The 12,607-nt window shown below is 67.6% G+C and carries 8 protein-coding genes; 4 read left to right on the top strand and 4 right to left on the bottom strand.

Annotation, left to right across the window (positions count from 1 at the left end; translation table 11 throughout):
- Positions 1 to 20 precede the first annotated feature (20 nt).
- The 4 genes from KF823_08950 to KF823_08935 all read left to right on the top strand — a co-directional run bounded on the left by KF823_08950 (position 21) and on the right by KF823_08935 (position 7,125).
- A complete protein-coding gene (locus tag KF823_08950) occupies positions 21 to 2,390 on the top strand; it encodes a xylulose 5-phosphate 3-epimerase (protein MBX3726034.1) in 2,370 nt (789 codons plus the stop codon).
- Positions 2,391 to 2,398: 8 nt separating this feature from the next.
- The gene (locus KF823_08945) at positions 2,399 to 3,757 is read left to right on the top strand and encodes an MBL fold metallo-hydrolase (GenBank protein ID MBX3726033.1); all 1,359 of its coding nucleotides are present in this window, start codon (positions 2,399 to 2,401) and stop codon (positions 3,755 to 3,757) included.
- Entirely contained in the window at positions 3,754 to 5,280 is a 1,527-nt protein-coding gene (locus tag KF823_08940) for a thymidine phosphorylase family protein (GenBank protein MBX3726032.1), read from the top strand. The genes KF823_08945 and KF823_08940 overlap by 4 nt, the downstream gene beginning before the upstream one ends.
- 219 nt (positions 5,281 to 5,499) lie before the next feature.
- Positions 5,500 to 7,125, top strand: coding sequence for a DUF3141 domain-containing protein (locus KF823_08935; GenBank protein ID MBX3726031.1), 1,626 nt, complete (start codon positions 5,500 to 5,502; stop codon positions 7,123 to 7,125).
- Positions 7,126 to 7,188: 63 nt separating this feature from the next.
- Here KF823_08935 and KF823_08930 read toward each other — a convergent pair whose 3' ends face one another.
- From KF823_08930 to cueR, 4 genes are all read right to left on the bottom strand, one after another.
- The gene (locus KF823_08930; protein ID MBX3726030.1) at positions 7,189 to 8,769 is read right to left on the bottom strand and encodes an AarF/ABC1/UbiB kinase family protein; all 1,581 of its coding nucleotides are present in this window, start codon (positions 8,767 to 8,769) and stop codon (positions 7,189 to 7,191) included.
- A gap of 127 nt (positions 8,770 to 8,896) precedes the next feature.
- Positions 8,897 to 9,973 carry a copper resistance protein B gene (locus KF823_08925; GenBank protein MBX3726029.1) on the bottom strand — a complete coding sequence of 359 codons (1,077 nt, stop codon included), beginning with the start codon at positions 9,971 to 9,973 and terminating at the stop codon, positions 8,897 to 8,899.
- Entirely contained in the window at positions 9,970 to 11,766 is a 1,797-nt protein-coding gene (locus tag KF823_08920; GenBank protein MBX3726028.1) for a copper resistance system multicopper oxidase, read from the bottom strand. Before KF823_08920 ends, KF823_08925 begins: the two co-directional genes overlap by 4 nt.
- Positions 11,767 to 12,091: 325 nt before the next feature.
- Positions 12,092 to 12,607 (bottom strand): Cu(I)-responsive transcriptional regulator, encoded by a 516-nt coding sequence (gene cueR / locus KF823_08915; protein MBX3726027.1) that lies wholly within the window; start codon positions 12,605 to 12,607, stop codon positions 12,092 to 12,094.

The raw sequence follows: 12,607 nt of genomic DNA, 5'->3' as shown, positions 1-12,607 counted from the left end.
CACCGCAAGGCGCCGAGAACATGACTGAAGCAGCAACTCCGGCGTTCGAGACCTGGCGCAAGGGCCATGGCCTCATCGTCCACCAGGACGCCACCGTCGGGCGCGTGACGGCCCTGGCCGCATCCGGCCGCGTCGATCCCGAGGCGCTCTACCGTGTGCTGGCCGCCGCGGATCGGCTGACCAGCGCCGCCATGTGGACCGTCGTGCACATGACCTATGCCCATCGGGTCGATCTCACGGGCGCCCCCCTCCCGGCCGATGCCTTCAAGCCCACGCCCGAAGGGCACACCGGCGGCTCACTGAACATGGTGCCGGCCTTCGTCGGATACCTGGCCGCGAATGCGATCAGCGCGAAGACCCGGTCGTGGCTGATGGGCCAAGGCCACTGCGTGGCGGCGATCGAGGCGGTCAATGCGCTCACCGGCGACGTCTCGGCCAGCCAGCAGGGGCGCTACGACCGCAGCGAAGCCGGCCTGTCGCGGCTTGCGCGGGACTTCTACTCCTACGCCATCGACGCCGAGGGGAAAGCTGCTGTCCCCCTTGGCAGTCACGCGGGACCCCACACCGCCGGCGCGATCTCCGAGGGCGGCTATCTCGGTTTTGCCGAGGTGCAGTACGTCCATGCACCGCTGCCGGGCGAGAGCCTGGTCGCCTTCCTCAGCGATGGCGCCTTCGAGGAGCAGCGCGGTTCGGACTGGTCGCCGCGCTGGTGGCGGGCCGAGGACTCCGGCCCGGTGGTCCCGGTCATGATCCTCAATGGTCGCCGCATCGAGGAGCGCGTGCAGATTGCCCAGTCCGGCGGCGCGGACTGGCTGGCCGGGCACCTGCGGCTCAACGGCTTCGAACCGGTGGTGATCGACGGGCGCGATCCGGCCGCGATCGCCTGCGCCATCATCGAAGCCGAGCGCCGGCTCGAACGGCTGGCGGCCGATCCCGGTCGCGTCTACCCCGTCGCCCTCCCCTACGTGATTGCCGAGACCGTCAAGGGCTTCGGCTTCCCGGGCGCGGGCACCAACGCGGCGCACAATCTTCCGCTGGGCGGCAACCCCGCGCACGATGCCGCGGCGCGACAGGCCTTCCACCAGGCAGTCCAGGCCCTGTTCGTTCCGCCTGCACAGATCGAGCGCGCGGTCGCCGAGCTGGCGATCCACGCTCGCCAGCATCGCGAGCTCGAAAGCCGGCATCCGCTGGCCGTGCGCAATCCGCCGGATCCCGCCCTTCCCGAGCCCGCGTGGACGCTCGCCGGCGATGCGCCGGATTGCGCCATGCATGCGCTGGATCGTTGGTTCGTCCAGGTCGTGGATGCCAACCCCGGCCTGCGCCCCCGGGTCGGCAATCCCGACGAGCTGCGCTCCAACCACATGGGCGCTACGCTCGACCGCCTGCGCCACCGTGTGAACCATCCGGAGACGGGCGTGCCGGAGGCGGTCGATGGCGCCGTCGTCACCGCGCTCAACGAGGAGGCGGTGGCCGCCGCCGCGCTTGCCAACAAGGGCGGCATCAACCTGATCGTCAGCTACGAAGCCTTCGCCATGAAGATGCTCGGCGGCCTGCGCCAGGAGATCGTGTTCTCGCGGCGACAGCGGGAGATCGGACAGGCGCCGCGCTGGATCTCGGTGCCGCTGCTCGTGACCTCCCACACCTGGGAGAACTCGAAGAACGAGCAGTCCCATCAGGACCCGACCATCGGCGAGGCGCTGCTGGGCGAGATGTCGGAGACCTCGCGCGTGCTGTTCCCGGTGGATGCCAACAGCGCCCTGGCCGGCCTGCGCGCGATCTACCGGGGGCGCGGCCAGCTGGCATGCCTGGTCGTGTCCAAGCGCGAGATGCCGCACAGGTTCGATGCCGAAGCGGCCGCGCACCTGGTCGAAACGGGGGCCGCCCACGTCCGGGGGGAGGCCGCGAATGCGGAACTCCAGATCGTAACCATCGGCGCCTATCAGCTCGAGGAGGCCTTGAAGGCCGCGGACCGGCTGCACGCGCGCGGCCGCCAGGTGCTTGTCACGGCGCTGATCGAGCCCGGTCGTTTCCGCATGCCCCGCGATCCCATCGAGGCCGCCTTCACCGCGGCCGATGACGCCGTGGCGGCGCTGTTCCCGGCCGACCTGCCGCGCCTGATCGTCACCCATACCCGCCCGGAACCCATGCTCGGCGTGCTGCGGCGGCTGGATTCCGGCACCCGCACCACCGCCGCGCGCGGCTACATCAGCCGGGGCGGCACGCTGGACGTGGCCGGCATGCTGTTCGCCAATCGCTGCTCGTGGGCGCATCTGCTCGATGCCGCGGCGCCGCTGGCAGGCTGGCATCGGGACGACCTGCTCACCCCTGCGGAGCGAAACGCCGTGGATGGCCGGGGCCATCCGGCCGACATCGCTGCATTCACACCCTGAGGATTCCGATCTTGAAGCTCACCTCGTTCGGCGGTGTCGGCACCGTCACCGGCTCCAAGCATCTGCTGAGCCACAACGGAAAGCACATCCTGGTCGACTGCGGCCTGTTCCAGGGCCTGAAGAACCTGCGCGAGCTGAACTGGGAGCCGTTGCCGATCGCGCCGAAGGACCTCGACGCGGTGGTGTTGACGCATGCGCACCTGGACCATTCCGGCTACCTGCCCAAGCTCGTGCGCGATGGCTTTCGCGGACGCATCTACGCCACCGCGGCAACCCGCGACGTGGCCGAGCTGATCCTCAAGGACAGCGGCCACCTGCAGGAAAAGGACGCCGAGTACGCCAATCGCAAGGGCTTCAGCAAGCACAAGCCCGCGCTGCCGCTGTATACCGTGCAGGATGCCGAGCATGCGCTCAAGCAGTTCTCCCCTGTGCCGTTCGGCAAGCCGGCCTCGCTTCCCGACGGTGCGACCCTGACCTTCCGCTACGCCGGGCACATCCTGGGGGCCGCCACGGCGCAGATCGACTGGGGCGGCAAGCGCATCGTGTTCTCCGGCGACCTGGGGCGCTACGACGACCCGATGCTGTTCGATCCGCAGTCCGTGACCGAAGCCGACTATGTGGTGATCGAGTCCACGTACGGCAACCGGACCCATGCGCCGAACGATGCGGCCGAAGCCCTCGGCGCCGTCATCGAGAAGACGGTCGGCCGCGGCGGCACGGTGGTCATTCCCGCCTTCGCGGTGGGCCGCGCCCAACTCCTGCTCTACTACCTGTGGAAGCTGCGCCAGACCGGACGCCTGGGTTCGGTGCCCATCTATCTGGACAGTCCGATGGCGATCAACGCCAGCGAACTGCTGTGCAGCCACCTGGACGACCACCGGCTGCCCGCAGAGATCTGCCATGCCGCCTGCGGGATCGCCACCTACACCCGCGAGGTGGAGGAATCCAAGCAGATCACCGCCAGCCGGTTCCCCAAGGTCGTCATCTCGGCCAGCGGGATGGCGACCGGCGGTCGGGTGCTTCACCACCTCGCCGCGTTCGCGCCGAAACGCGAGAACACCATCCTGTTCGCCGGCTATCAGGCCGCAGGGACCCGCGGCCAGGCCATGCTGCAGGGCGCACGCGAAGTCAAGATCCACGGACAATGGGTTCCGGTGAATGCGCAGGTCGCCAACCTGCCGGAGCTGTCGGCGCACGCGGATTCCAATGAACTGATGCGCTGGCTCTCCGGCTTCCGGCATGCCCCCTCGCGCGTATTCATCGTGCACGGGGAAGCGGATGCCGCCGAGGCCCTGCGCGTGCGCATCGACAAGGAAACCGGCTGGCCTGTCTCGGTCCCCCGGCTGGGCCAGGTGTTCGAACTGTGACCGAGACTGCCGACCGGATTGCCAATGCGCCCCCGACCCTGCGCGCCCGGCGCCTGGGCCTTCATGCCCAGCACCAGGCGATCGCGGTCATGCGCACCGATTGCCACGTCTGCCGCGCCGAAGGTTTGAGCTCCCGTTCCCAGGTCCTGCTCTCGGCGGGCGGGCGCCAGGTCCTGGCGATGCTTTACCAGGCCGATGGCGATCTGGTGGCGTCCGGCGAGGCGGCGCTGTCCGAGTCCGCGTGGGAACGCCTGGGTGTCGCGGAGGGCTCGCCCATCGAGGTCTCCCATGCGCCCACCCTGGACTCCCTGGCCAGCGTGCGGCGACGCATCTACGGCCACCGGCTCGATGCGGCCGCATTGCAGGCCGTCGTCGAGGACGTCACCGCGGGACGCTACACCGACGTGCACCTAGCCGCGTTCCTCACCGCCAGTGCGGCCCTGCCGCTGGACGAGCAGGAAACCGTCGACCTGACCGCGGCGATGATCGACGTCGGCGAACGCCTGACGTGGAACGCTCCGGTGGTCGTGGACAAGCACTGCATCGGCGGACTGCCAGGCAACCGGACCACGCCGATCGTGGTCGCGATCGTCGCTGCCAACGGCCTGGTGATGCCCAAGACGTCCTCGCGCGCCATCACCTCGCCGGCCGGCACCGCGGACACCATGGAAACCCTGGCGCCCGTCGATCTCGACCTGGCCACGATCCGGCGCGTGGTGGACCAGGAAGGCGGCTGCGTTGCCTGGGGCGGCGCCGTGCACCTGAGCCCTGCCGACGACGTCTTCGTGCGGGTCGAGCGGGAGCTGGACGTAGACACCGAGGGGCAGCTGATCGCCTCCGTGCTGTCCAAGAAGATCGCGGCGGGCTCCAACCACGTCGTGCTCGACATCCCGGTCGGGCCGACCGCCAAGGTCCGTACCGAGGAGGCCGCACGCCGGCTGGGGGATCGCCTGGTCGCGGTCGCCGCGCGCCTTGGCCTGGCCGCGACGTGCATCCGCACCGATGGCAGCCAGCCGGTGGGCCGGGGCATCGGTCCCGCGCTCGAAGCGCACGACATCCTCGCCGTCCTGCAGAACCGGCCCGATGCGCCCGCCGACTTGCGGCAGCGGGCCGCCGTGCTCGCCGGTGCCGCGCTCGAGATCGGCGGCGCGGCAGAGGCTGGAGCGGGCCATGCGCTGGCCCTGGCCACCTTGGCCGACGGGCGGGCGTGGACGAAGTTCCAGCGGATCTGCCAGGCCCAGGGCGGCATGCGCGAGCCGCCCAGGGCCTTGCACGTCCGGCCCCTGACCGCTTCCCGTGCGGGGCGGATCGTCCAGGTCAACAACCGCAAGATCGCCCAGCTCGCCAAGCTGGCCGGTGCGCCCGAAGCCAAGGCCGCCGGCGTGACGATGGAGGTCGTACTCGGGACCAATGTCGTCCGCGGCCAGCCGCTGCTTCAGCTGCACGCCGACACGGCCGGTGAACTGGCGTATGCCATGGAATATGCGTCCCGGAACCCGGACATCATCGAAATCTCGACTTGAGACGTTGCTTCAGTATCTCCACGGGAGGCCAAGATGCACCCACGTGAAACCCGGACCCGTTCAGCGAAGCGCGCTGCGGGCAGATCCAGAGGCGAAAAGGCTGTTCGCGCATCACCCGTGGCAACCGTGCCGTCGGTGTCGACAGATCGTTCCGCCGGACAAGCGCCTGCAGGTTCTGCCGTGTACGACTTCGCTCAGGCGGTGGACTACTCGCGTGACGTGTTCGAGCGCACGGTGCTGTTCTGGGACACGCTGCGCCAGCGCGCCGACGACATGATCGCCCACGAGCGCGCGGGCAAGCCCCCGCTGCTGGACTTCGACTACGAAACGCTGCTCGATGCCCGGCGCTTCGAGCGTCCGGCCAACTACGCGCTCCTTCGCATCACCCGGGCCGGGGACCACTGCATCGAAGACTGCCTGGATGCCTCCAGGCCGCCCGTGGTGGTGGTCGATCCGCGTGCCGGACATGGACCTGGCATCGGGGGCTTCAAGACCGACTCCGAGATCGGTATCGCGCTGCATCGCGGCCATGCCGTCTACTTCGTCTCGTTCTATCCTGAACCATGTCCCGGCCAGACGCTCGCGGACGTGTTGCATGCGCTGCGGCGCTTCGTGGAGGAAGTGGCGAGGCGCCATCCCGGCCAGCCTCCTGTGCTGTACGGCAACTGCCAGGCGGGTTGGGCGCTCACGCTGCTCGCGGCGGACTGCCAGGGCCTGAGCGGGCCGGTCGTGCTCAACGGATCGCCGCTGTCCTACTGGGCGGGCGCCGCGGGCATGAACCCGATGCGGCTCGCCGGAGGATTCGTGGGCGGCGTGTGGATGACCCATCTGCTCGCGGATCTGGGCAATGGCCGTTTCGACGGCGCCTGGCTCATCCAGAACTTCGAGAATCTCAAGCCGGAAAGCGTGTGGGAGAAGTACGCCGACCTGTTCGCGCATGTGGATACCGAGCGTGATCGCTTCCTCCAGTTCGAGCGCTGGTGGAATGCCTGGTACTTCATGAGCCGCGAAGAGATCGTCGCCATCGTCGAGAACCTGTTCATCGGCAACCGTCTCGAGGAAGGCAAACTGCGGATCGACGAGCACTGCGCCGTCGACCTGAAGCGCATCCGCAACCCGCTGGTGGTCTTCGCGTCCTACGGCGACAACATCACGCCGCCCCACCAGGCACTGGGCTGGATTCCCGTGGTCTATCCCGACACGGACGCGCTCAAGCAGGCGGATCAGCGCATCGTCTACCTGACCAACCCGCATGTCGGTCACCTGGGGATCTTCGTCTCCGCCAAGGTCGCCCGCTTCGAGCATCGGGCCATCCTGGAGAGCTTGGCGGACGTCGAGGCACTGGCCCCAGGCCTCTACGAGATGAAGATCGACAACCCGACCGGCGACCCGGATTGCGCGCGCTCGCAGTACACCGTCCGTTTCGAGGAGCGACAGGTCGAGGACCTGCGGTTCGATGTCCCCAACGCGGCGTTCGAGAAAGTGCGAGGGATCTCGGAGGCGAACGAGTTGCTCTACAAGACGTTCGTGAGCCCTGTCGTGAGCGCCATGAGCAATCCCTGGAGCGCCTCGGCGCTGGAATGGCTGCATCCGATGCGCACCAGCCGCTACCTGCTTTCGGAAGCCTTCAGCCCCTGGATGCACGCCGTCGCGGCCCTGGCGCCCCTGATCAGGAAAGGTCGGACGCCATTGCCCGCTGGCAACCCCTTCGTGGCGCAGGAGCAGGCCGCGATCGCGCAGGTTTCCCAGGCCATCGAAGATGGGCGCAAGCGTCGCGACGAGGCGATGGAATGGTGGTTCGCGCTTGTGTTCGGCGGCATGCCAGGAGGGATCGGCGCGGCCTGACGATTCGCGTTCGCGGCCCTGGTTGCGTAGTGGATCGGCGGACGAAGGCTTAGGCGCCAGTCGTCACAAGTGGCCGGAGCGCGAGATCGCCAGGACCAGGCGTAGCGACAGCACCAGGGCGAGCACGTACGCGACGACCGCGAACAACGGCATGTCGCCCCAGATGCGGGGCCCAATGCTGTGTTGCATCACGAGCGATCCAGCAAGGTAAAGCCCCAGCGTGATCAACGCGACCGACACTCTGTTGCCGGTCCGGCTGATGTTGGCCTGCAACGCCTCAAGCCCCCGGTGGTACATGGTCAGGCTCGGCCTGCCCTCATCCATCATCGCCGACCTGAGCAGTTCCGATGCGATCGTCGACAAGCTGTCGGCCGTGCGCGCGGCACGTTCGGCCGCCGGCCGCCGGCTGCGGCTCGCCTCCTTGCCCAACGAAGCGGCAAGGGTGTCGCGGTGGAACTCAAAGCTTCCCAGCAGGTTGAACGCCGGATCGAGCTGGCGAATCGTGTTCTCGACCAGGAACAGTGTCCGGATCAGGACCAGCAGGTGCCGGGGCAGCCGGAAACGCGCTCCTCCGCCCAGGCGTGAGATCCGCCACACCATCTCGGCCAGCGACCACTCGGTGACCGGCAGGTTCTCCAGCTCGTCGAGAATCTCGCCGATCGCGCGCGTGTACTCGCGACGGTCCACGGGCGCGACGATGAAGCCCAGCAGAAGCGCCGAGTCCAGCACCTCGTCCGCGTCCGCATAGGGCACCGCGGCGATCATGCGTGCAAGCGCACGCCGCGCCGCCGGATCCAGATATCCGATCGAGCCGAAGTCATGAAAGCACAGGCGCCCGTCCGCCATCGCGAACAGGTTTCCCGGATGAGGGTCGGCGTGGTAGACGCCGCGGACGAACAACAGATGGAGATAGGCATTGAACAACTGGTCGGCGATGGCACGCCCCCGGTCGCTGCCGGAGAAGTCCGTGACGATGCTGCCGCTGCTGTATGCCTGCACCAGCACGTCGGGCGAGACGTAGGGCTCGATGACGTGGGGCATCATGACGCCGGGCAGCCCGGCGATCGCGGACTGCAGGCGCCGCATGTTCCGCGCTTCGTGCTCCAGGTCGATCTCGGCAAGCAACTGCGTGCCGAGTTCGTCGATCAGCGCCAACGGCTGTTGCCGCCTGAGCTGCGGCCACACGGGGAGCAGGATCCGCACCAGCAAGCGCAGCAGCAGAAGGTCGGTCTTGACCTGGGAGACGACGCCGGGGCGGCGAACCTTGACCACTGCTTCCTGCCCGTCATGCGTCCGCGCCCGATGTACCTGAGCCACGGAGGCGGCCGCAAAAGGAACCGCATCGAACCGGGCGAACAGCGTTGCGGCCGGCTGGCCGAACGCATCCTCGATGGCCGCTTCGGCAAGCCGCGACGAGAATGGTGGCACCCGGTTATGCAAGTCCTCCAGCACCACCCGGTACGCGTCGGGCAGCATGTCGCGGCGCAAGCTCAAGCCTTGGCCGAGCTTCACGAACGTCGTGCCCAGCCCCTCCAGCGTCCCGCGCAGACGCTCCGCCAGCACCGATGGGCTGTTCTTCCGCAGGCGCCACCACGCCAAACCGAATCCAAGGGCAGCGACCACGATCTGGAGGCCGCGACGCAACGATGAGGTTCTCGGTGGATGCGTATGACCTTCGGTTTCGTGTTCGATGGCCTGATGCAGGTTGCATTCCAGGCCCTCCTGAGATGGCTCCACCCCGCCATCTCCCCAACCCCAAAGGCAATCTACATCAGAACCAGAAGCGCAGGCCGACCACCCAGCGGTTGTCGGTTCGGGAGTGGCTGCTGAGCCCGCGCAGGTCCGACGTCTCGCCGAAACTCCATTCGCGTTCGAACCCGATATAGGGCGCAAATTGCCGCGTGATCTCGTACCGCAAACGAACACCCGCCTCCACGGTACTCAAACCCGACCCGATGACCTCTTCCGGATCGGACTGCCCGAACCAGTTGGCTTCGACGCCCCAACTAGCGATCAGCCGGTTGGTGAACAGCATTTCGTACTCGGCCTCGACGATCGCCGCCGTCTTGCCGCCTTCTCCGACGTAACCCGTTGCCGACACCTCGAACTTGTAGGGCGCCAGTCCCTGGACGCCGAACGCGGCCCAGTTGCGCGGCGTTCCGCCCCCGCCGAAGTCACCGAAATCCCGGCGCACGCCCACCACGACATCCCACCAGGGATGGATCGCGCGTCCGTACATCACCTCGACCCGCGCACGCTGCAGGCTCTCATCCAGGGCGTGCCCCTTGGTCCTCAGCCAGAGGCGGTTGATGTCGCTCCCGACCCAGCCGATTCCCTCCCAGGCGATCTCCCTGCCTTCATCCGTGTTCGCCCCTTCCAACTGATCCATGAGCCAGAACGAGTTCAGGCTGGTTCCGTGCTTGTGGTAGTCCTTCAGCGGCGGGAATGCCGCCAGGCGATCGGCATCCGTGACGGAGGGGATGGGTTCGCGTGGCGAGTCGAGCGTCTCCATCCGGGAATGATCCATCTGCGAGTGGTCGACCTGCGGACGATCATGCTGCGAATGATCCATCTGGGAATGGTCGACCTGCGGGCGATCATGCTGCGAATGATCCATCTGGGAATGGTCGACCTGCGGGCGATCATGCTGTCCATGATCCATCTGCGAGTGGTCCGTTCCGGCATCGGGAGGCTGGGGCGCCGTCGCGGGCTCTTCCTGCGGGTCCGCCGTCGAACTCGACGTGACCGGCTGGCCATGCCCGGCATGCTGCGCGGAGGCCGCAACGGGAGGGAGCGACAACGCTGCGGCCAGCGCAATCCACTGCATCGATTTCCTTGCGCGCATCATTCTTCGATCCTCACTTCCCGGAACATTCCAGACTCCATGTGGAAGAAGAGATGGCAGTGGTAGGCCCAGCGACCGAGCGCGTCGGCGCGCACCCGGTAGCTGCGCTTCGTGCCCGGCGGCATGTCCACGGTGTGCTTGCGCAAATGGAAGTTGCCCTGTTCGTCCTCCAGGTCGCTCCACACGCCATGCAGATGGATCGGATGCGACATCATGGTGTCGTTCACCAGCACGATGCGCATGCGCTCGCCGTAGTTGAGGCGCAGCGGCGCGGCGTCGGCGAACTTGATCCCGTCGAACGACCAGGCGAAACGCTCCATGTGGCCGGTCAGGTGCAGCTCCACCGTGCGCCCCGGCTCGCGGCCGTCGGGGTCCTCGAACAGGCTCTTCAGGTCGGCGTACGTCGCCACGGTGCGACCGTTGCCGCGCAGGCCGATGCCCGGATCGGACAGTCGCGGCTCTGGCGTCATGGTCTGCATGTCCACCAGGGGATTGCCCGTTTCACTAGCCGGATGCGTCTGCATGCTGCCGCTTCCATGCCCGGCGTGCGCGCCTTGTGCGGCTGGAGCCCCGTGGCCGGCGTGCGGGTCCGGCGCCGGCACGGCGCCATGCCCGGCATGTGGATCAGCCGAGGGAACTGCCAGCCCAGAATGGGCGCCGTGGCCGCCATGCCCCATGTCGGCCATGGTCAGCAGCGGCCGCGGGTCCACCGCCGGCACCGGGGCACGCAAGCCCTCGCGGACCGCGAGCGTGCCGCTGACGTGGCCGGTGCGCGCGGAGTCCTGGGCGAAGATCGTAAAGGCGTCCTGCCCGGCAGGCTCGACGATCACGTCGAAGGTCTCGGCCGTGGCGATGCGGATCTCGTCCACCGTCAGCGGATGGACGTACTGGCCATCGACCTCGACCACCGTCATCTTCAGGCCCGGGATGCGGACGTCGAAGTAGGTCATCGCCGAGCCGTTGATGAAGCGCAGGCGGATCTTTTCCCCGCTGCGGAACAATCCCGTCCAGTTTCCCAGCGACGTGGTGCCGTTCATCAGGTAGGTGTAGGTGTGCGCGTTGACGTCGGACAGGTCGGTCGGCGTCATGCGCATGCGCCCCCATGCCGTACGGTCGCTCAGCGTCGCGCTCAAGCCGTCCCGGCGCACGTCACGGAAGAAGTCTCCCACCGTGCGCTGGTAATAGTTGTCGTACTCCGACAGCTTCTTCAGCCGGGCGAACAGGCGGGCCGGATCCATGTCGGTCCAATCGGACAGGAAGACCACGTAGTCGCGGTCGTAGGAGAACGGAGGCGGCTCGATGGGGTCGATGATCAGCGGCCCGTACATGCCGCCCTGTTCCTGGAATCCCGAATGGCTGTGGTACCAATAGGTTCCGGCCTGGCGGACGTCGAACTCGTACAGGTAGCTCTCGCCACGATTGATGCCGTCGAAGCTCAGGCCCGGCACGCCGTCCATGTTGGCCGGCAGCAGGATGCCGTGCCAGTGGATCGACGTGGAGTCGCCGTGGATCGAGCCTGGGGGCAGGTCGTTGCGGACCCGCAGCTGCACCCGAGTGCCTTCCTTCCAGCGCAGGATCGGTGCAGGCACCGAGCCGTTGACGGTGATGGCAGGCCGCGTCTTGCCCGTGTAGTTGACCAGCGTCTCGCCTACGCTCAGGTCGAACTGCGTGCCCGACAGCACTTCGAGCTGGCCCGGAGAGCGCAGCGCCCAGCTCTGCTTCGGCCAAAGCCCCAGGCCCAGCACGGCGCCGCCCGCTGCCAATCCCTGAACGAACTGCCGTCGAGACAGCAACATCTGCTCGGCGGCGCTCGTGCCTGAAGGTCTGGATCGCATGCATGATCTCCTATGATCGGTAGGGGCTGACATCGCGCCCGTCCGGCCCATCGCCACGATCCGGGTGCCGGACACGCGCACCTGAGAAGGCGCCAGCGCGGTGGGGAACGCGGTTCAGCATGCGCGTCGCGACGGTGGACGGAATTCCTGCCGGATGCGGAGCACAGGACCCATGCAACGGTCGGGATTGAACGCAAGGGCGTGGTACTCGCGTCATGGTGACCAGCCTAGTAGGGGGTCACTTTCGGCGGGATGACCCGTCCATTACATTCCCGTCATCTCATCGTCATTCCCACGCGCCGGAGGGCCTCGATGCCTGCGTGGCGGCGCCTTGCCCTCGCCGGGTCTTGCGCTTGCGGACCCCAAGGTCGTCGACCGCGCCGCGTCGGCGTTTGGGTGCTTCCGTCGTCGCGGACGGCAGTTCGAGATCGGCCAGGATCGGGCAATCGGGGCGATCATCCCCCGAGCAGCACGTCGCCAGGTGCTGGAGCGTCGCGGCCATCTCCTGCATGTCGGCGATCCGCCGCTGCAGATCCTCGATGTGGTCCAGGGCGATGCGCTTGACGTCGGCGCTGCGCCGGCGGTGATTGCGCCAGAGCTGCAGCAGGCCATCGATCTCGGCGACGGAAAATCCCAGATCCCGCGCGCGCCGGACGAAGCGCAGCACGTGGACGTCCTTGTCGGTGTAATCCCGGTAGCCGGCGTGTGTGCGGCCAGCCGGTGGGATCAAGCCGATCTGCTCGTAGTAGCGGATCATCTTGGCCGATACACCCGAGGCCTTCGCCGCGTCGCCGATGTTCAC

Source organism: Lysobacterales bacterium, assembly GCA_019634735.1.
Taxonomy (GTDB): Bacteria; Pseudomonadota; Gammaproteobacteria; order Xanthomonadales; family UBA2363; genus Pseudofulvimonas.
This window is presented reverse-complemented; position numbering and strand designations above follow the sequence as displayed.

Excerpts from the sequence above, each read along its gene's own strand:
- KF823_08925 (MBX3726029.1), bottom strand. The coding sequence starts at position 9,973 with ATGATGCGCGCAAGGAAATCGATGCAGTGGATTGCGCTGGCCGCAGCG.
- KF823_08950 (MBX3726034.1), top strand. The coding sequence starts at position 21 with ATGACTGAAGCAGCAACTCCGGCGTTCGAGACCTGGCGCAAGGGCCAT.
- KF823_08920 (MBX3726028.1), bottom strand. The coding sequence starts at position 11,766 with ATGTTGCTGTCTCGACGGCAGTTCGTTCAGGGATTGGCAGCGGGCGGC.